Origin of the sequence: Streptomyces sp. NBC_00513, from assembly GCF_041431415.1 — a bacterium.
In the GTDB taxonomy this organism is placed as follows: Bacteria; Actinomycetota; Actinomycetes; order Streptomycetales; family Streptomycetaceae; genus Streptomyces.
Map to the genome: position 1 here is coordinate 3,214,209 of NZ_CP107845.1, position 21,047 is coordinate 3,235,255.

Here is a 21,047-nt window from a genome sequence, read left to right on the forward strand (position 1 = left end):
ACTCAGTCAATCACCGGTGGCACAACACGACGGTTGGCCTGCCATGTCTCTTCATCTTCGGCCAGGTAGTCGGGGCGTTCGCCTGCCCGCCCATCGCGCCGCCTGCCCGGATTCTGTGAACCCGAGCTCCCGTGCCCCATCGCTCCGCCGACCGGCCCTGCGCCCGGTGCGTTACGCACGAGCCCCGAACCACCTTGAGTGAACGGTTGACCGCCCACCCCAGGCCGACGTCCGCCGGCAACACCACCGGTCTCTGAGGCCAGGCGGCGCCCAACCGCCGAACCTCCCGAAGCTCCATGAGGGGACCCGGCACCGCCCCCCATTCCGCCGCCCATCATTCCGCGGCCGGCCTGGCCTGCCTCCCCGCCGATGACCGTGCCCCGCGGAATCCCGGCGCTGGGCCCGGTGGCGGGAAGCGCCCGACCGCCAACGATGCCGGGATCACGGGCGGGCAAGCCTGCGGCGCCTACAACCTTGCCGAAAGGTCCGCTTGGCCCGGTCAACTTGCTGCCACCCACCAGGCCAGGGCCACCCGGGTTCCCTAGACCGATGGCTGGTGGGAGCGTCGCGGGCGGAATCGGCAGAACAGGGTTGCCTCTGGCACCTGGGCCGTCCGGCAGCATGCCTGCAATCGGGGGTGAAGGGTGCACCTTCTCCGGCAACGTTCCGGCGGCGTTCAGATCCACAGTCACGTCACGGTCCGGGACCCCCACCACGTTCGCCGTGTCCAGGTTCGCGGAAGAGGGCAGAGGAACAGCGCTGTCCGACCGTGGCACTCTGCCGGACTCCCCGGTCAACTCCCGCGTAGAAGCACTAGATGTGCTCTGCGAGGCACTGAACCGACCTTCGGGGCCAGCCACTGCCCCGGGAGCGCCCTCAGGGCGCTCAAGGCCTTCATTCCCATGGAGGGTCGGTGGAACAAAGTTCGCCGGCGGCGGTGGGAACGTCGGGATCTCCGCCGTGTTCATCTGGTACGCCGACTGCTTGTACGAGGTGGTCAGCTTCTCCAACTGCTGTACAGCGGCCATGCGATGCACTTCCAGCTTTCGCCAGGACTCCCGAGCGACCGGCTGCGCGTCCGGGTCGTTGTGGAACTTCTTGGCCGACGCGTAGCTGGACAAATCCGGGTCGACTTCGTCCCGCTTCGGCATGTCCCGCCGGACCTCGCGCATGGTCTGACCGGCCTCGACCATGTACTTGCCGCCGGTGGCGCTGTACTCGCTCAGGCGGAGCGTCGCGCTGCCCGCCTGGCTCACCCATTCCTGGAAGGCCGTCGAGGCCTCGCCCTCCCAGCCGGACACCTTGTGCGACTTCAGGATCTCCCCGATCGCCTTGATGTCCCCGGCGGCCTTGACCAACGCCGTGCCCCGCGCCTCCACCGTCTCGGGGCTGAAGTTCGCGACCATCGCCATCAGTTGTTCGATCGAGTAGTCCCCGAAGCCCGGCATCAGAGCGCCACCTTGTCGTCAGCAGCCGTGCCACCGGCCGTCGGTGCCTTGTACAGCGGGTCCCGTTCCGGGACGTAGTCCTCGTGCGCCTTCGCCGAGATCGCGGCCATCCGGCGGCGGGTCTCCTCGTCGATGCCCGCGAAGCCCTTGCCCGCCGTTCGGATCGCGATGCCCAGGCCCTCGATCTGTCCCGCCAGCCCCCGCGACAGGTTCACCAGTTGTTCGTGCACCGTCGTGTAGGCGGTCTGCAGTTGGGCGGCCGCCGGGAACCCTTCACCGAGCACGCCGGCCGGCAGCGTCCCGTCGGCCAGCTTCTTGTCCGCCGCCGCCGAGCCGTCGAGCCTTTCGAGGAGGTCGTCGACCAGGTTCTTGTAGCCGTTCAGCGTCTCGTACTCGATCCGCATCGCCGCCGTCGGCGGGGGTCCTCCGATGTACGGTCCCGGCCCGCCCTGCCCGTAATCCAATGCCACTACGGCCTCCCCGACTCCCCGTTGTCCCCGCGGGAGCGGTGTCGGCACCGCTCCCCGTCCCCGTTCGCTCCCGTTCACACGCGCACGTGCGCAGTCTCGTCGGTCACTCTAGCGACCGGCGCGGACAGCCCCAACCCCGGGGTTGCACGTGCAATGGGCTTCACACGGTCAGGAGTTGGGCGCCGCCACCGCCGCGGATGGCCGGATCGGGAGCCTGTTGACCGGGCGTCCGGTGGCGGATCGGACGGCCGAGGCCACGGCCGCCGGGGTGGTCACCACGGGGACGGCGCTCGCCGCCTTGGCCCCGAAGGGGGCCACCACGTCGCGTTCCTCGACCAGTTTGACGATGCGGACCGTCGGGGCGTCCAGCGCGGTGGGCAGGGCGTAGCCCGTGAGGTCGGGGTGGCGGATGACTCCCCCGATCGAGCGGAGGTTCTCCGTGAGGGCCGCGCCCACGCCCTGGGTGACGCCCGCCTCGATGCGGGCTTCGAGCTGGCGGGGGTTGAGGATGCGGCCGACGTCCTGGGCGACCGCGAGTTCGACGACGCGTACGGAGCCCAGCTCGATGTCCACGTCCACCACCGCCCTGATCGCGCAGAACGCGAGCCCGACGAAGGCGTCGCCCTGGCCGTCGGCGTCCAGGGGTTCGGTGGGGTGGGGGCGGCACTGGGCCGTGGCCCAGAGTTCCTTGCCCTCTATCGCCTCGGCGACGGTGGTGGAGAACGCTCCGTCGTACGACGTGATCCGGCCGTCCGTGATCTGGAGCAGTTCGGTGGACATGCCCAACTTGTGGGCCATCGGCTGGAGGAGTTGGGTACGGACCATCTTCGCCGCGCGTTCGACGGCCCCGCCCGACACCCACGTGTGGCGCCCGTGCGCGGCGGGCCCGGCCGGCGGCTGGTCGGTGTCGACGGGGGCCGTCACGACCTCGTCGACGCCGAGGACCTCCTGGACGATCTGTCGGGCGAGCGTGGCGAAGCCCTGGCCGGTGTCGACGGCCGCGCAGATGACGGTGGCCGCGCCGTCCACGATCTTCACGGTGGCGGTGGAGACCTCGTCGGTCCCCTCGGCGCCGAGCATGTGGACCATGCCGACGCCGTATCCGACGCCGCGCCGGACCGCGCCCGGTTCGCCCGCGCCTTCCGGGCCGCCGGGCAGCAGCCACTCGTCCTCGGGGGTGTCCTTCGGGAGGGACGGCAGCGGGTGGTCGCGTACCGCGCGCAGGAGTTCGGCCACCGGCGCGGGGCAGGTGACCGTCTGGCCGGTGGGCAGGAGGTCGCCGGTGGCCAGGACGTTGCGCATGCGCAGTTCGGCGCCGTCGATGCCGAGGGCGGCCGCGAGCTTGTCCATCTGGCCTTCGTAGGCGGCGCACACCTGCATGGCGCCCTCGCCGCGCACGTGGCCCGACGGCGGGTTGTTCGTGCGTACCACCCAGCCTTCGACGAAGGCGTGCGGGACGACGTACGGGCCGCACGCGAAGGCCACGGCGGCGGCCAGCGATTCCGAGGACGAGTCGGCGTACGCGCCCGCGTCCATCAGGATCTGCGCCTCGACCTTGACCAGCCGGCCCTCCGCGTCCGCGTGGTGGCGGTAGCGCAGGAGCGTCGGGTGTCGGTGGGCGTGGCCGAGGAAGGACTCCTCGCGGGTCGCGGCCAGTTTGACGGGGCAGCCGGTACGCAGGGCCAGCAGGCCGAGCGGCAGTTGGAAGGCGGGGTCCTCGCGGTCGGCGGTCGCGCCGGGGACGCCGGTGACGACGATCCGTACCCGGTCGGGCTCCAGCCCGAAGCAGGCGGCGGCCAGGTCGCGGTCGGTGTGCGGGTCGGTGGAGGCGGTGTAGATCTCCACGCCGCCGTCGGGGCGCGGTACGGCGAGTCCGGCCTCGGCGCCGATCGGTGCCGGGTCCTGGCGGCCGATGCGGTACAGGCCCTCGACGACGACCTCGCCGGTCGCGTCCGGGTCGCCGTAGCTCAGCGGGATGTGCCGGATCAGGTTGCCGTCGGGGTGCAGGGCGGGGGCGCCGAACGCCTGCTCGGGGTCGGTGATCGCTTCGAGCGGTTCGTACTCGACGGTGATCGCGGCGGCCGCGAGGCGGGCGGTGTCGGGGTGGTCGGCGGCCACGGCGGCGATGGGCTCGCCGTGGTGGCGGACGATGTCGTGGGCGAAGACGGGCCGGTCGGCGATGCGGCGGCCGTGGGTGGTGGCGCCGGGGACGTCGGCGTGGGTGACGACGGCGCGGACGCCCGGCATGGCGGCGGCGGCCGTGGTGTCGACGGAGAGGATGCGGGCGTGGGCGTGCGGGGAGCGCAGTACGGCCGCCCACAGCAGGCCTTCGGCCCACAGGTCGGCGGCGTAGGGGAACGTGCCGCCGGTCTTGGCCCGGGCGTCGGCGGACGGGACGGAGGCTCCGATCCCGCGCAGCGGTTCCTGCCCGTCGTCCGCTCCGGGGCCCGGGGCCGTCGTCACGGTGGCCGTGCTCGTCGCGGTGGCCGCGTCCTGCCCGCTCACGCCGTGCCTCCGTTGGGGTGGATGCCGCCCTCGCCGGGCGGCGCCTGGTGCGGGATGCGCGTCTCGGTGCCGGAGCCGGAGCCGGTACCGGAGTCGCCGGCGGCGGTCGCCTCGCGTTCGGAGACGACCTCGCGGACGGCCTCGATGACGCCCTTGTAGCCGGAGCAGCGGCAGAGGTTGCCGCAGAGCGCCTGGCGCGTCTCCAGCTCGCTCGGCGCGTGGTTGCCTTCCAGCAGGTCATGGATGGTCATGGCCATGCCGGGGATGCAGAACCCGCACTGCACCCCGCCCGACCTGCACAACGCTTCCTGTACGTCGGAGAGTTCCCCGTCCGTGGCGAGCCCCTCGACCGTCCGGACCTCGCTGGACGCGGCCGTCGCGGCGGGCACCAGGCAGGACGCGACGAGCCGGCCGTCCACCTGCACGGCGCAGGCCCCGCACTCGCCCTGCGAACAGCCGTCCTTGGCGCCGGCGAGGCCGAGCCGCTCGCGCAGCACGTACAGCAGCGACTCGCCGATCCAGGCGCCGGTGACGGGACGGTCGGCCCCGTTGACGCGCAGGACGTAGGACGCCAGCGGATGCTCGTGATGGGCGTCGGCCCCCGCGTTCTCTTCCTCGTACGTCGTCTCCCCGAGCGGAACACCGGCCCGGTCGCCCGCGTCCGGCAGTGCCACAGCACGGTCCGGGGCGCCCTCGACCGGCACGTCCCGCGCGGTGGCTTCGGCGCGACCACCGGCGGACTCCTGCTCGGGCTCGACGAACACGAGCCCGTGCCCGTCGGTGGCCTCCGGCCCGGCCGGGGCGTCCGCGCGCCCCTCCCCGGGCTCGGACTCCGGCCCGACCACGTCCAACCCGCGGCCGTCCGTGGCGAGACCGTCCCGGTCCACCGCGAAACCGCGCCCGTCCGTACCGGGACCACCGCGGTCATCCACGACGAACCCGCGCCCGTCCGTGGCGAGACCGTCCCGGTCCACCGCGAAACCGCGCCCGTCCGTGGCGAAGCCGCCGGAGTCCACCGCGAACCCGCGCCCGTCCGTGGCGAGACCGTCCCGGTCCACCGCGAAACCGCGCCCGTCCGTGGCGAGACCATCCCGATCCACCGCGAAACCGCGCCCGTCCGTGGCGAGACCATCCCGGTCCACCGCGAACCCGCGCCCGTCCGTGCCAAGCCCACCGCGGTCATCCACGACGAACCCGCGCCCGTCCGTGGGCTCGGGCTCCCGCCCGGTGGCGGGTCGGTCCGTCCGGGTGAAGCCGTGTCCGTCGCCCGGGCCGGCCTCCGTGCCCGCCGGGCGCGGTCGTTCGCCCTCGACCGGCGTCTGTGCCGGGCCGTGGGCGGCGTCGATGTCCGGGGCCGGATGGGTGACCGGCTCCGGGTCGGGGAGCGGGGTGCCCACGCCGGGTCCGCCCAGCACCCTGGGGCCGCGACCGGGAGGGCCGCCGACCGGGCCGTCGCCGTGCCGTGCGGCTCCCCCGTCGTCGCCCTGGAACGTGCCCGGGAGCACCCCCGAGCTCAGCGAGGCGTCGTACACGGGCGTCGCCCAGGGGGCGGCCGCGCCGCCCGGCAGGGTCGCCGGGGCCTGGCTCCAGTCGGCGGCGGGCGCGCCGCCGGGCAGCGTCCACTGGCCGGTGTCCCGGCCGTCGCCGGACCGCGTCGCGTCGGGGAACCGCCATTCGGCGGTGTCGGCGGGGTCGGGGTTGCCGGGCGTCTCGGCGGGGTCCGCCTGCGCCTGGTCCTGGCCGGTCGCACCGAAGACGGCGGCCACGGACGCGGGCAGCGGGATCGAGGCCGGGATCGGCCCCCGCGCGGGCGCCTGGCCGGCAGCGGAACCCGGCGCGGAACCCTGTACGGAACCGTCCTGGCCCGCCGCGCCCGTTCCCGCCTCGGGCCACTGGACCGGCATCGTCCAGGTCCCGGTGGCCGAGGGGTCGGCGGAGCCGGAGCCCAACGGCACGATCATCGGCGGCGGCACGTACCCGTGCCCGGGGGCCGCCAGCGGCTCCCGGTTGTCGAGCGCGTCCAGCATCTCCTGCGGCAGCTTCACGAAGGCCGTGGCCTCGGAGTCCATTTCGCCGCCGTGCGGCACCGGCTCCCAGCCCCAGCCGGCGGGCGCGTGACCGGCGCCCCCGGTCGTTCCGCTCACGTTCTCGTTCTCACTCATGTGCTCAGTGCCCTCCCCAGGGCCCTCCGTGCCAGCACGGCCACCGTCCGCCGCAGGTGCAGTACTCCGGCAGCCACCGGTTCTCCCTGGTCGGGCACGCAGGCCGCGGCGACGTACTCGCCGAAGGCCTCCAGTGCCTCGGGGGCCAGGCTGCGGTCCCCGTCCCAGTCGATCAACGAGGCCACCCACTGTTCGGCCTCCAGCGGCCGCAGGGGCATCGGGGCGACCGCGCCGATGGCGCAGCGCACGCCGCGGCGCGCTGGGTCCAGCACGAGCCCCGCGGAGGCGACCGCCCGCCCGGGGCCCGTACGTCCCGTGGCCTTCAGGAACACCTGCGGCGCGTGCAGCAGGGGAACCCGTACGAAACCGATCAGTTCGCCCGGGCGGAGCATCTCGCGGCCGGCCAGCAGGTGGGAGACCGGGATCTCCCGCCGGGACACCCCGGAGTCGCCGAGGGCGGGCGGGCCGACGATGATCAGCACCGCCTCCAGGGCTGCCAGGACGGGCAGGGCGTCGCCCGTGGGGGCGGCCGTGGCGATGTTCCCGCCGAGGGTGCCCGCGTTGCGGATCTGCGGCGGTCCGGCGGCGCGGGCGGCGGCGGCCAGCGCGGGAATCAGCGCGGCGAAGTCGGGCCTGCCCATCCGGGCGTGGGTGAGGCCGGCGCCGAGGAGGGCGTGGCCGTCCTGGTACTGCCAGCCGCGGATCTCGTTGATCCGGCCGAGGCCGACCAGCGCGGCGGGCCGCAGCAGTCCGGCGTTGACGGCCGCCATCAGGTCGGTGCCGCCGGCGACGGGCACGGCCGCGGGCATGGCGGTGAGCGCCGCCACGGCCTCGTCGAGCGAGGTCGGCAGCGTCACGGACTGCGCCGCCCGAGGACCCTGAGGCCCCTGAGATGAATGCGGTGAGTGCGGTGCGTGCGTGGTCAACCCGGCTGCCCCTTCCCGATGTCCCGGTCCCGGCGCTCACGCCTGTCCGCCGTACGGTACGTCCTCACCGCCGGGACGTGGCAACTCTGGCACATGTTCCGCACCGGCCGGCGCGAGGGTCGGCCGGACGCGCGATGTCGGGGTCCGGCCCGCCGACACCGCGCACTTGCGTCCGTATCGACCTAAATCGGGAAAGAGTTCCAAAGGACGCCAAACGCTGCGTCGGTTGCCTGAGTCACACGATCGGGGGCTCGCCGTCGATCGGGCGCCCGAGCACCCCGGGGCGTCGCTGCCGGGGCAACGGGCCGCCGGGCGGACGGTAGTCGACCCCGAGGGCGTCCAGCCGCGCGTAGTGCGTCGCCATGCGTGCCTCGAACCCCGCCCAGTCCCGTTCCGCGGGCTCCGGCAGGCGTGACCAGACCACCTCGGCGAACGCGGCCAGGCGCGGGAACACCTGGTAGTCGACCCGGCTCTGGTTCTCCGTCACCTCGGTCCACATGTTGGCCTGCGCGCCCAGCACGTGGGCGGCCGCCTCCGGCGACAACTTCGGCGGTACCGGCTCGAACCGGTACACGTCGGCGAGCGAGCGGACGTATCCGATCGGCATCGGCTCGTCCTCGCCCGGCGCCTGACGGTGGTCCAGGTACACCTGCTGCTCGGGGCACATCACCACGTCGTGGCCCGCCTCGGCGGCGGCGACGCCGCCCGCGTAGCCGCGCCAGGAGGACACCGCCGCGCCCGGCGCCAGTCCGCCCTCCAGGATCTCGTCCCAGCCGATCAGCCGGCGGCCGCGCTCGGCGAGCCAGCCGTCGAAGTGCCGGATGAACCAGGCCTGGAGCCCGTCCTCCCCGTCCACTCCCAGTTCCCGGATCCTGGCCTGCGCGGCCCGGGAGGCGCGCCACTGCGTCTTGGGGCACTCGTCGCCGCCCACGTGCACGAAGGGCGAGACCTCGGCCGGGAACAGTTCCAGCAGTTCCTCGAAGACGCCCTCGTAGAACCGCAGTACGGCCTCCGTGGGGGCCAGCACGTTCTCGCAGATCCCCCAGTCGTCCCAGACCCCGAGCGCGGCGGTGTCCACGACGTCGGTGTTCCCCAGTTCGGGGTAGGCGGCGATGGCGGCCTGCGAATGGCCGGGCACGTCGATCTCGGGCACGACCCGCACGTGCCGCTCGGCGGCGTACGCGACGATCTCGCGGATGTCGTCCTGGGTGTAGAAGCCGCCGTGCGGGGTCTCGTTCCACAGCGGTGACGCCCGGTGCCCCCAGCGGCTGCGCGGGCGCCAGGCGCCGACCTCGGTGAGCCGGGGGTACCGCTTGATCTCGACGCGCCAACCCTGGTCGTCCGTCAGGTGCAGGTGCAGCACGTTCAGCTTGTGGGCGGCGAGCAGGTCGATGTAGCGCAGCACCCCGTCCTTGGGCATGAAGTGCCGGGCGACGTCGAGCATCAGGCCGCGCCAGCCGAAGCGGGGGCCGTCGGCGAGGTCGCCGACCGGCAGCCGCCAGACGCGGCCGGGCGCGGCGGGCGCGCGTCGGTACGCGTCGGGGCCGAGCAATTGGCGCAGCGTCTGCACCGCCCAGTGGAGGCCCGCCGGGTCGCCGCCTTCGAGGAGGACCAGGTCGCGGGTGACGTGCACCTCGTACGACTCGGCGCCGGCGCGGGCGATGTCGGGGCGCAGCGCGAGCCGGATCACCGTGCGACCGGCGTGCGCCGCGCCCGCGACCGGCGCGGGGAGCTCCCAGCCGGTGGCCGCGCCGAGTTCGGCGCGCAGTCGGCGGGCGGCGCCCTCCGTGCCGGGGGGCGCCACGAGCACCGGGTCGGTCAGCTCGCACGCGTCGGCGGTCGGGAAGCGCGCGTACCGCGGCTCCGGGATCAGGTCGGGCATGGGCGGGCCTCCACGGAGATGCCGTTGCGTCATGCGCAACGCGCGTTCCACATGTTGCTTACCCGGCCGACCCTAGCTTTCCTCCCGGGCACGCAAAAGGTCCCCGGCGCACGGTGGCGCGACCGGGGACCTCGGTCCTGCGTGGTGCGGGACGAACGGCCCGGACTACTTGTCCTTGCCGCCCTTGTCCTTGTCGCCGCCGGCGCCCATGGATTCGTAGATCTCCTTGCACATGGGGCAGACGGGGTACTTCTTCGGGTCCCGTCCCGGGACCCAGACCTTGCCGCAGAGGGCGACGACGGGCGTACCGCCGAGCGCGCTCTCCATGATCTTGTCCTTCTGGACGTAGTGGGCGAAGCGCTCGTGGTCGCCGTCGCCGTGGGACACCTGCGGCGTCGGCTCTACGAGGGTCCCCGTACCAGTCCCGCGCTCGGGCTCAAGAGTGCTCATGAAAGCCAGGGTACCGACCCCCGCGCGGCTCAGTTGAGCGACGGGTCGTCCGGATAGGTGGCGATCATCGCCAGCTCGCTGCGCTGACGGCGGAGCACCGCCCTCCACAGCCGTTCGGGGTCCGGGAAGGAGATGTCGCCCGGCTCGGAGTCCACCACGTACCAGGCCCCGCCGCCCAGCTCGTCCTCCAGTTGGCCGGGGCCCCATCCGGAGTAACCGGCGAAGATGCGCAGGCCACCGAGGGCGGCGGCCAGCAGCTCGGGCGGCGCCTCCAGGTCGACCAGCCCGATCGCCCCGTGCACCCGACGCCACCCCAGCGGCCCCTCCTCGCCGGGGATCACCGCGATGCCGAGGGCCGAGTCCAGGCCCACCGGGCCGCCCTGGAACACCACCCCGGGGTCGCCGGCCAGCGGCGCCCAGGGCAGCAGGATGTCGACGACGCCCACCGGCGTCGGCCGGTTGAGGACGACGCCGAGCGAACCCTGCTCGTCGTGGTCGAGCAGCAGCACCACCGCGCGGTCGAAATTCGGGTCCGCGAGGGCGGGGGTGGCCACGAGCAACCGCCCTGTGAGGGAGGACACCTCGGTCATGCCGACATGATCTCGCACATTCGCCCTTCGGGGGGAGCCGGCGGACTCATCGGATCACGCGCAGCTCAGGGCGCACGGCGGCGGAAAGGGGCGCGCTTCCCGAAAGGACCCGGAACGCGACACTCCGCAACGATGCGGCAACAGAGTGTGTTGTGCCGAATTCATGACAGTCCTACGGCCGCGTCAGCCATACAAACAAGGGGGTGGCGACCCTTACCCTTTTCACTGGCCCCCCGCCCACCCCACTCCGGAACGCGAGATCCATGACCGGCACTGACGATGTCCTGCTTGTCCACGGCGGTACCCCGCTCGAGGGCGAGATCCGTGTCCGCGGCGCGAAGAACCTCGTGCCGAAGGCAATGGTGGCCGCTCTGCTCGGCAGCACCCCCAGCCGGCTGCGCAACGTTCCCGACATCCGTGACGTCCGGGTCGTGCGCGGTCTGCTCCAGCTCCACGGGGTGACCGTCCGCCCCGGCGAGGAGCCGGGCGAACTGGTCCTCGACCCCACGTACGTCGAGAGCGCGAACGTCGCCGACATCGACGCCCACGCGGGGTCCTCCCGGATCCCGATCCTGTTCTGCGGTCCGCTGCTGCACCGTCTCGGCCACGCCTTCATCCCCGGCCTCGGCGGCTGCGACATCGGCGGCCGGCCGATCGACTTCCACTTCGACGTGCTCCGCCAGTTCGGCGCGACGATCGAGAAGCGCGAGGGCGGCCAGTACCTGGAGGCCCCGCAACGTCTGCGCGGCTGCAAGATCCGGCTGCCGTACCCGTCCGTCGGTTCGACCGAACAGGTCCTGCTGACGGCCGTCCTCGCCGAGGGCGTCACCGAACTCAGCAACGCGGCCGTCGAGCCCGAGATCGAAGACCTCATCTGCGTCCTGCAGAAGATGGGCGCGATCATCTCCGTCGACACCGACCGGACCATCCGGATCACCGGTGTGGACGAGCTCACCGGCTACAACCACAAGGCGCTCCCGGACCGCCTGGAGGCCGCCTCGTGGGCTTCCGCGGCCCTGGCGACCCGCGGCAACATCTACGTCCGCGGAGCGCAGCAGCGCTCGATGATGACCTTCCTGAACACCTTCCGGCGGGTCGGCGGTGCCTTCGAGATCGACGACGAGGGCATCCGCTTCTGGCACCCGGGCGGCCCGCTGAAGGCCATCGCGCTGGAGACGGACGTCCACCCGGGCTTCCAGACCGACTGGCAGCAGCCGCTGGTCGTGGCCCTGACGCAGGCCTCGGGCCTGTCGATCGTCCACGAGACGGTCTACGAGTCCCGGCTCGGATTCACCTCGGCGCTGAACCAGATGGGTGCTCACATCCAGCTGTACCGCGAGTGCCTGGGCGGTTCGGCGTGCCGTTTCGGTCAGCGCAACTTCCTGCACTCGGCGGTCGTCTCCGGCCCCACGAAGCTGCAGGGCGCCGATCTGGTCATCCCCGACCTGCGCGGCGGGTTCTCGTACCTGATCGCGGCGCTGGCCGCCGAGGGCACCTCGCGCGTCCACGGCATCGACCTGATCAACCGCGGCTACGAGAACTTCATGGAGAAGCTCATGGAGCTGGGCGCCAAGGTCGAGCTCCCCAACGGCGACCTCGTCTGACGGAAGCGCCCCAGGGCCCCTCAGGGGGCCCTGGACAGGCCGAAGGGCGGCCACCCCGGTGGGGTGGCCGCCCTTCGGCTTTCGTGTGTACTGCTGCCGTCCCGAGGGCCGTGCGGCCCTCGGCACAAGGGCGGTACTACTTACCCTTGGCGGCTTCCTTGAGCTTGGAGCCCGCGGAGACCTTCACGCTGTAGCCGGCCGGGATCTGGATGGGGTCGCCGGTCTGCGGGTTGCGCGCGGTGCGAGCGGCACGGTGGGTGCGCTCGAAGGTCAGGAAGCCGGGGATGGTGACCTTCTCGTCGCCCTTGGCGACGATCTCGCCGACGGTCTCGGCGAGCGCGGCCAGAACGGCGTCGGCGTCCTTGCGGGTCACCTCGGCGCGCTCGGACAGAGCGGCCACCAGCTCACTGCGGTTCATGTTGTACTCCCGTGTTCAACGTGCCTTAGAGGCGTGAGATCGAAGCCGATGCTGCCAGGGCCCTAGGACAGTCCCCGGACCCGGGTCTGAACGTCAGACCCTCTCGCCCGGTTACGCATCCTGCCCCCACCAGCGGCGGGAAAGCCAATCCGGCACCCGCCAGGGTCACACGAAAAGCGCCACTGTCACGCCGCGGTGACGCTCCGTCCGCATCCGATGGTTCCGGTGGATGCGGACCGCGGGCCACGCCGGCATCCCCGCAACCCTAGAGGTGGCCGGGCGGGCCCGCATCTCGCGACGCGCCGGTATCAGGGGGCCGTGAGGGCCGTCACAGCGAGGTTCACGCCCCGGAGGCGGCTTTGCGGACGGCTCCGGCGACCGCGCCCGCGACCTTGTCGTTGAAGACGGACGGGATGATGTAGTTCGCGTTCAACTCGTCCTCGCCGACCACGTCCGCGAGCGCGCTCGCGGCGGCCAGCATCATGTCCGTGTTCACGGTGCGGGACTGGGCGTCCAGCAGGCCGCGGAAGACGCCCGGGAAGACCAGGACGTTGTTGATCTGGTTGGGGAAGTCGGACCGTCCGGTGGCCACGACGGCGGCCGTCTGACGGGCCACCGCGGGGTCGACCTCGGGGTCCGGGTTCGCGAGCGCGAACACGATGGCGCCCTCCGCCATGGCCGCCACGTCGTCGCCGTTCAGGACGTTCGGGGCGGAGACGCCGATGAAGACGTCGGCTCCGACCACGGCCTCCTTGAGGGTGCCCGTGTAGCCCTCGGGGTTGGTGTTGTCCGCGATCCAGCGCAGCGGGGAGTCGGCCGCCGCGTCGACGAGGTCGGGGCGACCCGCGTGCACGACACCGTGGATGTCGGCGCTGACGGCGTTCTTCACACCCGCCGCGAGGAGCAGCTTGAGGATGGCCGTACCGGCCGCGCCGGCGCCCGACATGACGACCTTGACGTCGCCAACTGCCTTGCCCACCACGCGCAGTGCGTTGGTGAGGGCGGCCAGGACGACGATGGCGGTGCCGTGCTGGTCGTCGTGGAAGACGGGGATGTCGAGGGCCTCGCGCAGGCGGGCCTCGATCTCGAAGCAGCGCGGCGCGGAGATGTCCTCCAGGTTGATGCCCGCGAAGCCGGGGGCGATGGCCTTGACGATCTCGACGATCGCGTCGGTGTCCTGGGTGTCGAGGCAGATCGGCCACGCGTCGATGCCGGCGAACCGCTTGAAGAGGGCCGCCTTGCCCTCCATGACGGGCAGCGCGGCCATGGGGCCGATGTTGCCCAGGCCCAGTACGGCGGAGCCGTCCGTCACGACTGCGACGGAGTTGCGCTTGATGGTGAGGCGCCGCGCGTCCTCGGGGTTCTCGGCAATCGCCATGCACACGCGGGCCACGCCCGGGGTGTAGATCATCGAGAGGTCGTCGCGGTTGCGGATGGGGTGCTTGGACGCCATCTCGATCTTGCCGCCGAGGTGCATCAGGAAGGTTCGGTCGGAGACCTTGCCCAGGCTGACGCCCTCGATTCCGCGCAGCTTCTCGACGATCTCGTCGGCGTGCGCGGTGGAGGTCGCGGCGATGGTGACGTCGATACGGAGCTTCTCGTGACCCGATGCGGTCACGTCGAGGCCGGTGACGGATCCTCCGGAAGACTCCACGGCGGTGGTCAGCTGGGAGACCGCGGTACCGCTCGCGGGCACTTCCAGGCGGACCGTCATCGAGTACGAGACGCTGGGCGCCGTTGCCATGGCCGTGTTCCTCTTCTGTCCCTGGTTTTTCTGTACACAGGGCCCCGGCGCACGGCGGGTGCGGCGGGACCTCTTGTCCGATCGTCCCACCTACCAGCCGGTAAAAGGTAACCAGCTACAAATTTCGGAAAGACACTTCCACCATACGAGATATGAAGGACTCCTGGAAGGGTTTCCGGCCACGCAAAACAGGTCTGCCCCGGCACCGAAGTGCCGGGGCAGACCTGTTCTTCACGTAGATGACACCGACCCGCCATGCTCGCCTCGCGGCAAGTGGTCGCTCTGAGCGACGAAGGTTGGGCCCGGGGGCTTGGATCGAGTCGGTGCCGTACCCAGGCTAACAAAGGATCGCCGGAAGCGACCCCCCTCCAGGCACTTGACTCTTGGACCACACCCCTGGTCGCGGGCCAATCGGCCCATCGCCCCGGCGGGCAGGCCCACCGGGGCCCGGTCGGACGGGGTCTACGGGCGCAGCAGCGTCGGAACGCCCTCCCCGTCGGGGGTGTCGCGCTCGGCCGAGACCACCGTCAGCTGCTGCGTGGCGCGCGTCAGGGCCACGTACAGCACCCTGAGCCCGGCCTCGGACTCGTCCGCGATCTCCGCCGGGGACACCACCACGGTGGCGTCGTACTCCAGCCCCTTCGCCTCCAGGCTGCCCAGCGCGACCGCGCGTTCGCCCAGGTCGGCCAGCCATCCGGCCGCCTCCGCCCGCCGGTCCATGGCCACGACCACGCCCACCGTGCCGTCCACCTGTTCCAGCAGCCGCCGGGTCTCCTCCCGGACCGTCTCGCCCAGGTCGCCCGGGGCGGCCGTGAAGCGGGGCTCCAGGCCCGTCGAGCGCACCGCGGTCGGCGGCTCCATCCCCGGCATGGCCAGTTTCAGCACCCGGGCGGCGACCTCGGCGACCTCGGCGGGGTTGCGGTAGTTCACGGTCAGCGTGAAGCGCCGGCGCGGCCGGGACCCCAGGGCCTCGTCGCGGGCCGCCGCCGCCTCCTGCGGATCCGTCCAGGAGGACTGCGCCGGGTCGCCGACGACCGTCCAGGTGCCGTGCCGGCCCCGGCGGCCCACCATCCGCCACTGCATCGGCGTCAGGTCCTGCGCCTCGTCGACGATGACGTGCGCGTACTCGGTGCGCTCCGCCGCGAGCCGCTCGGCCCGCTCCCACTGGGTCTCCTCGCGGGTCGGCATCAGCTCCTCCAGCCCGCTCAGCTGGTCCAGCGGATTGAGCTCGCGCTTGCGCTTGGGCCGCGCGGGCGCCCCGAGCAGTTGCTGGAGCTCGTCGAGCAGCGCGACGTCGTGCACCGACAGCGGACCCTTGCCGTCCGGACCGACCCGGCGCAGCGAGCGGGCCAGCCGGCGCGCCTCGCGGGGGTTCAGGTCCCGGCGCGACCAGCGGCCGAGCCTGCGTTCGTCGGCCATCGAGGCCAGCACCCCGCGCGGGGTGAGCTCGGGCCACCAGGCGTTCAGGAAGTCGATGAAGGCGTCCTCCGTCGAGATGTCCTCGTCGAAGGCGGACCGCAGCTCGGCGGCGAGTTCCGGGTCGCTGTGCCGGCCGTTCGCGCCGGACTTCGCGTACAGGGCGTCGAGCAGCAGCTTGCGGGCGCGCGGGCGCAGCAGGTTCACCGGCGCGGTGCCGCCGAGCGCGTTCTGTCGGATCCGCTCCAGTTCGTCGGCCTCCAGCTCCTGGCGCCGGCCGAAGGCCACCACGCGCAGCCGCTCGGGAGCGTCGCCGAGTTCGAGGGCGCCCCGTACGGCCTTGCGCAGCACCTTGAGCATCCGGGAGGAGCCCTTGACGCGGGCCACGGCCGGGTCGTCGTACGTGGTCGCCTCGGCCCCGTCGACGAGCGAGCCGAGTGCCCTGATGGCGACCTGTCCCTCCTCGCCGAGCGAGGGCAGCACGCCCTCGGTGTAGGCGACGAGCAGCGGGGTCGGGGAGACGATCAGGATGCCGCCGGAGTAGCGCCGCCGGTCCTGGTAGAGCAGGTAGGCGGCCCGGTGCAGGGCCACGGCCGTCTTCCCGGTGCCGGGGCCGCCGGCGACCTCCGCGACGGAGGCGGCGGGGGCCCGGATGACGAGGTCCTGCTCGGCCTGGATGGACGAGACGATGTCCCGCATGGAGTGCGTACGGGCCCGCCCGAGCGCCGCCATCAGGGCGCCGTCGCCGATGGCGGGCAGTTCCTCGCCGTCGAGCGAGGCGGTGACCTCGGGGCGCATCAGGTCGTCCTCGACTCCGAGGACCTTGCGGCCCTTGGAGCGGATCACCCGGCGGCGTACGACGCGGCCGGGTTCCTTCGGCGTCGAGCGGTAGAACGGCGCGGCCGCCGGCGCCCGCCAGTCGATGACGAGCGGCGCGTAGTCGGAGTCGAGGACGCCGATCCGCCCGATGTGCAGGGTCTCCGCGATGTCGGCGGTGAGATCGGCGCGAATCGCGTCGTCGGCCGGCTCGACGGAGGTGTACGCGCCGTCCGGGCCGCGTTCCCCGTCCTTGCCGAGGACGAGGTCGATCCGGCCGAAGAGGAAGTCCTCGAACTCGTTGTTGAGGCGGTTGAGGTGGATCCCGGCGCGAAAGACCTGCGCGTCGCGCTCGGCGAGCGCGCCGGGCGTGCCGACCTGCCCGCGTTTGGCGGCGTCGTTCATCAGGAACTCCGCCTCGTGGATCTTCTCCTCAAGGCGTCGGTACACGTGATCGAGATGCGTCTGCTCGACCGCGATCTCCCGATCGCGGACGGAATCCGCCGTGCTGTCGACAGCGGCATTCTGCGCGGCCACCAAGGCCCCCTTCTGACGTGCATGGGCGACCGTCAACCGTACGCGAACCAGGGCCTTGTCCGCACGCCCGTTCCGGGACCGTCCGCGGATCACACGAACGGCCGCGTTCGGGGTGCTCGGGGGGCGGGCGCGGGCGGCCCGCTCAGGCGGATCCGGCGGCGAGCACCCGCCGCCGGTGCCGGGCGACGCGTTCGCGGTTCCCGCACAACTCGCTGGAGCACCAGCGGCGCCGGTGGCCCCGCGAGGTGTCGAGGTAGACCCGGGCGCAGCCCTCGCCCTCGCAGGCCCGCAGCAGCGCCCGATCGCCGGGGTCGGTCAGCAGTTCGACGGCGTCGCGGGCCACCGCCGCGAGCAGCCCCGGGCACTCCACTCCCCCGCACAACTCCCGTACGAGCCGGCCCTCCTGGTCCCGAACGGCACACAGTCCCGGGGGTGGACCGGCGGCCGCCGCGTTGACCCGGGCGAGCGCCCCCTCGTCGGGCCCGGCGCCGGCCAGTTCGGCCCGTACGAGGCTCTCCACGTCGGCGCGCAATGCCCGGAAGGCCTCCACCCAGTCGGGCCCCAACCGGCCCAGCGGCGTCCGGTCGGGCACCAGCCCGGCCCCGACGAGCCACAGGCGCAGTTCGTCGCCGTCGAGGATCGCCTCGGCGTGCCGATGGGCGTCGAAGGTGGCCAGCAGGTCCAGGCAGACCCTCCCGGAGTCGAACCACATACCGGTCACCGCCTCGGTTGCCGTGGGCCGCCTCCCCAGAGTGCCCGCCCACCGACGAAGCGGCTAGAGGGCGGGCGGGTCGTCGTGCAGGATCCGTTGGAAGAGACGGTGGTCGCGCCAGGCTCCGTCGATGTGGAGGAACCGGGGCGCCAGGCCGTACTGCTCGAAACCGGCCTTCGCCAACACCCGCTGCGAGGCCAGGTTGTCGACCAGCGTGCCCGCCTCGACCCGGTGCAGGCCCAGCTCGTCGCGGGCGATCCGGCACACCTCCTCGACGGCGGCGGTGGCCAGTCCCTTCCCGGCCCAGGCCTCGTCGATCCAGTAGCCGACGCCGCCGCCGCGCAGCGGTCCCAGGGCGATGCCGCCGAGGTTGATGCCGCCGACGGGAACGTCGTCGGCGACCAGGACGAACGGCACCGTGCGTCCGCCGTCCCGCTCCGCGAGCAGGCCCGCGATCCGGTCGCGCTGGCCGGCCTCGGTGTAGAACCGCTCTTCCCGGTAGGGCTCGAAGGGCGCCATGTAGGCGCGGTTGCGCCGCAGTACGTCGGCCAGGCCGGCGGCGTCCTCGATCCGGACGCCCCGCATCTCCACCCCGTCAATGATCACGACGGCACGCTAACCCGGACCCGCCCGCCGCCGACACCCCCCGACCGGAGCCCCTCATCGCGCCGGAGGCACCCCGCAGTCGCCGGCCGCGCCCGCGTCCACGGACAGCCGGTACCCCCGCTTGACCACCGTCTGGATCAGCCTCGGCGCCCCCAACGCCACCCGCAGCCGGGCCATGGCCGTCTCCACGGCGTGTTCGTCCCGCCCGGCGCCCGGCAGCGCCCGCAGCAGGTCCGCGCGGCCCACGACCCATCCCGGCCGGCGGACCAGCGCCCCGAGGAGGGCCATCCCGGCCGGCGGCACCGGCCGCAGTTCGGCGTCGACCAGCACCGCGTGGCCGCGGATCTCCAGGCGGTGCCCGGCGACCGGCAGCACCCGGGCCCGCGCCGGCAGTTCCTGGCAGAGCAGTTGGACCAGCGGCCCCAGCCGGAAGCGTTCCGGCTGCACCGTGACCACCCCCTCGGCCTGGAGCGGGAGCGCGGTCACCGGCCCCACGCACGCCGAGACCACGTCGCCGCGCAGCCCCGCGAGGACCGCCTCCCGCATCCCCAGGTGGTCGGCGCGGGACAGCATCGAGACGACGGCCGGCGCCGAGGTGAAGGCGACGGCGTCCAGGCCGCCGGCGGCCACGGCGTCCAGCAGCCGGTCGAGCGGTGCCGGGTCCTGGGGCGGCATCCAACGGTAGACGGGCACCACCACGACCTCGGCGCCGCCCGCCCGCAGGGATTCGACGAAGCCGGGCAGCGGTTCGCCGTGCAGTTGGAGGGCGATGCGGCGTCCCGCCACCCCTTGGGCGAGCAGCCGGTCCAGTACCTCGGCGAGGGACTCGGAGGCGGGCGACCAGGCCTCCACCAGCCCGGCGGCCCGTACGGCGCCCTTCACCTTCGGCCCGCGCGCGAGCAGTTCGGTGGAGCGCAGCCGGTCGAGGAGTTCCTCGCCGATCCCCCATCCGTCGGCGGCCTCGATCCAGCCGCGGAATCCGATGGCGGTGGTGGCCACCACGGCGTCGGGTGTGCGGTGGATCAGTTCCTTGGTGGCGGCGAGGAGTTCGCCGTCGTCGGCGAGCGGAACGATCCGCAGGGCGGGCGCGTGCAGCACGGAGGCCCCGCGCCGGCGCAGCAGGGCGATCAGGTCGTCGGCCCGCCGGGCGGCGGTGACCCCGACGGTGAAGCCGGCGAGCGGGCCGGTGTCCGGAGCGTCCATGTGGTGTCCTGCCTTGCCCGAGAGGTGCGCGCGTAACGGGGCCGAGCCTGCCAAGTCGCCGTGTCAGGCTCGGTTCCGTCGTATTTCGTCGCCGTTAACCGGCGTTACACCGAGGTGAGCTGCGGTTTCGCCGGTGCCTGCGGTCCGGTGACGGGTGTGGCGGTCGGGCGGCGAAGGTATACCGCCCAGGTCACCGCGCAGCACACCGCGTAGAAGCCGAGGAAGGTCACGAAGGCGGCCGTGCCGGACCCGGAGCGGGCGAACGCCTCCCGGAACACCAGGTTGATGCCGAGGCCGCCGAGGGCCCCCACGGCGCCGATCAGCCCCATCGCGGCCCCGGACAGCCGTCGCCCGCGGGCGGCGGCCTCCTCGGCGCCCAGGCCCTGTGCCAGGGCCTTCGCCTGGAAGATGCCGGGGATCATCTTGTACGTGGAGCCGTTGCCGAGGCCGCTCAGCGCGAACAGCGCCACGAAGCCCACCAGGAACACCGGGAGCGATTCCCGTACGGAGGCCAGGATCACCACCGAGGTCGCGAGCGCCATCGCGACGAAGGCGGCCAGGGTGATGCGGGCGCCGCCGAGCCGGTCGGCGAGCGCCCCGCCCACCGGTCGGACCAGTGAGCCGAGCAGCGGTCCGATGAAGGTCAGCGAGGCGGCCTGGAGCGGGGTGCGACCGAACTGGGTCTGGAGCACCAGCCCGAAGGCGAAGCCGTAGCCGATGAAGGAGCCGAAGGTGCCGATGTACAGGAAGGCCATGATCCAGGTGTGCGGCTCCCGGGCCGCGTCCCGGACCGCGCCCACGTCACCGCGCACCGGCGCCAGGTTGTCCATGCGTACGAGGGCCAGCGCGGCGGCGGTCACGATCAGCGGGACGTAGACCGCGAGCAGCAGCCGGGGGTGGCCGGCGCCGGCGGTCCCGATGACGAGCAGGGCCGCGAGCTGCACGACGGGTACGCCGATGTTGCCGCCGCCCGCGTTCAGTCCGAGCGCCCAGCCCTTCTTCCGCAGCGGGAAGAACGCGTTGATGTTGGTCATGGAGGAGGCGAAGTTGCCCCCGCCCACGCCGGTCAGGGCGGCGACGGCGAGGAAAGTGCCGTAGGAGGTGCCGGGCTCCATGACGACCAGCGCGGCCACGGTCGGCGCGAGCAGCAGCAGGGCGCTGACCACGGTCCAGTTGCGTCCGCCGAACCGGGCGACGGCGAAGGTGTAGGGGATCCGGACGAGGGCGCCGACGGCCGTGGCGGTGGCGATGAGGAAGAACTTCCCGGCCGGGTCGATGCCGTACGCGGGGCCCATGAAGAGCACCATCACGGACCACAGCGACCAGACGGAGAACCCGATGTGTTCGGAGAGCACCGAGTAGAGGAGGTTGCGCCGGGCCACCCGCTCCCCGGTCTCCCGCCAGAAGACCTCGTCCTCCGGATCCCACCGCTCGATCCAGCGGCCCCCCTTGCGCGGTGCGGTCGTTCCGGTCATCACACGCCTCCACAGCTGTCGCGTCCGTGATGACGACCGTAGGAAGCGCGCGTTTCGGCCCGGGTCACCCTCCGATGACCGGG

At 72.8% G+C, this 21,047-nt stretch carries 16 protein-coding genes; 1 reads left to right on the forward strand and 15 read right to left on the reverse strand.

Translation table 11 applies throughout. The features are described 5' to 3' along the window. Positions 1-2 precede the first annotated feature (2 nt). From OHA84_RS14965 to OHA84_RS15000, 8 genes are all read right to left on the reverse strand, one after another. Positions 3-1,448 (reverse strand): WXG100 family type VII secretion target, encoded by a 1,446-nt coding sequence (locus OHA84_RS14965; RefSeq protein ID WP_266971310.1) that lies wholly within the window; start codon positions 1,446-1,448, stop codon positions 3-5. Then, positions 1,448-1,918 carry a DUF2563 family protein gene (locus tag OHA84_RS14970; RefSeq protein ID WP_266971308.1) on the reverse strand — a complete coding sequence of 157 codons (471 nt, stop codon included), beginning with the start codon at positions 1,916-1,918 and terminating at the stop codon, positions 1,448-1,450. Before OHA84_RS14970 ends, OHA84_RS14965 begins: the two co-directional genes overlap by 1 nt. Positions 1,919-2,086: 168 nt before the next feature. Next, positions 2,087-4,423 (reverse strand): xanthine dehydrogenase family protein molybdopterin-binding subunit, encoded by a 2,337-nt coding sequence (locus OHA84_RS14975; protein ID WP_053679367.1) that lies wholly within the window; start codon positions 4,421-4,423, stop codon positions 2,087-2,089. Next, positions 4,420-6,585: a (2Fe-2S)-binding protein gene (locus OHA84_RS14980; protein ID WP_266971306.1), complete on the reverse strand. Its 2,166-nt coding sequence runs from the start codon at positions 6,583-6,585 to the stop codon at positions 4,420-4,422. The genes OHA84_RS14975 and OHA84_RS14980 overlap by 4 nt, the downstream gene beginning before the upstream one ends. Next, positions 6,582-7,511 carry a xanthine dehydrogenase family protein subunit M gene (locus OHA84_RS14985; RefSeq protein ID WP_053679371.1) on the reverse strand — a complete coding sequence of 310 codons (930 nt, stop codon included), beginning with the start codon at positions 7,509-7,511 and terminating at the stop codon, positions 6,582-6,584. Before OHA84_RS14985 ends, OHA84_RS14980 begins: the two co-directional genes overlap by 4 nt. Before the next feature lie 235 nt (positions 7,512-7,746). Continuing rightward, positions 7,747-9,393 carry a beta-N-acetylhexosaminidase gene (locus OHA84_RS14990; RefSeq protein WP_266947621.1) on the reverse strand — a complete coding sequence of 549 codons (1,647 nt, stop codon included), beginning with the start codon at positions 9,391-9,393 and terminating at the stop codon, positions 7,747-7,749. Between the two features lie 165 nt (positions 9,394-9,558). After that, on the reverse strand, positions 9,559-9,843 hold the full coding sequence (locus tag OHA84_RS14995; RefSeq protein WP_053679372.1) for a DUF3039 domain-containing protein: 285 nt from the start codon (positions 9,841-9,843) through the stop codon (positions 9,559-9,561). Between the two features lie 29 nt (positions 9,844-9,872). Further along, positions 9,873-10,433: a YqgE/AlgH family protein gene (locus OHA84_RS15000; protein WP_053679374.1), complete on the reverse strand. Its 561-nt coding sequence runs from the start codon at positions 10,431-10,433 to the stop codon at positions 9,873-9,875. Between the two features lie 263 nt (positions 10,434-10,696). Between OHA84_RS15000 and murA the strand changes: the two genes are divergently transcribed. Beyond that, positions 10,697-12,037, forward strand: coding sequence for a UDP-N-acetylglucosamine 1-carboxyvinyltransferase (murA, locus tag OHA84_RS15005; protein ID WP_053679376.1), 1,341 nt, complete (start codon positions 10,697-10,699; stop codon positions 12,035-12,037). Positions 12,038-12,173: 136 nt separating this feature from the next. Here murA and OHA84_RS15010 read toward each other — a convergent pair whose 3' ends face one another. The 7 genes from OHA84_RS15010 to OHA84_RS15040 all read right to left on the reverse strand — a co-directional run bounded on the left by OHA84_RS15010 (position 12,174) and on the right by OHA84_RS15040 (position 20,964). Next, the gene (locus OHA84_RS15010; protein WP_007264399.1) at positions 12,174-12,455 is read right to left on the reverse strand and encodes an HU family DNA-binding protein; all 282 of its coding nucleotides are present in this window, start codon (positions 12,453-12,455) and stop codon (positions 12,174-12,176) included. Between the two features lie 340 nt (positions 12,456-12,795). Next, on the reverse strand, positions 12,796-14,199 hold the full coding sequence (locus OHA84_RS15015; RefSeq protein ID WP_053679378.1) for an NAD-dependent malic enzyme: 1,404 nt from the start codon (positions 14,197-14,199) through the stop codon (positions 12,796-12,798). A gap of 462 nt (positions 14,200-14,661) precedes the next feature. Next, the gene (locus tag OHA84_RS15020) at positions 14,662-16,968 is read right to left on the reverse strand and encodes a UvrD-helicase domain-containing protein (RefSeq protein ID WP_053679448.1); all 2,307 of its coding nucleotides are present in this window, start codon (positions 16,966-16,968) and stop codon (positions 14,662-14,664) included. 142 nt (positions 16,969-17,110) lie between these two features. After that, complete coding sequence (locus OHA84_RS15025) at positions 17,111-17,680, reverse strand: ABATE domain-containing protein (protein WP_053679381.1); 570 nt, start codon at positions 17,678-17,680, stop codon at positions 17,111-17,113. 63 nt (positions 17,681-17,743) lie between these two features. Further along, positions 17,744-18,265, reverse strand: coding sequence for a GNAT family N-acetyltransferase (locus OHA84_RS15030; protein WP_053679450.1), 522 nt, complete (start codon positions 18,263-18,265; stop codon positions 17,744-17,746). Positions 18,266-18,340: 75 nt separating this feature from the next. Next, entirely contained in the window at positions 18,341-19,489 is a 1,149-nt protein-coding gene (locus OHA84_RS15035; protein WP_266947622.1) for a uroporphyrinogen-III synthase, read from the reverse strand. 104 nt (positions 19,490-19,593) lie between these two features. After that, positions 19,594-20,964, reverse strand: coding sequence for a NarK/NasA family nitrate transporter (locus OHA84_RS15040; protein ID WP_053679385.1), 1,371 nt, complete (start codon positions 20,962-20,964; stop codon positions 19,594-19,596). Between the last annotated feature and the right edge of the window lie 83 nt (positions 20,965-21,047).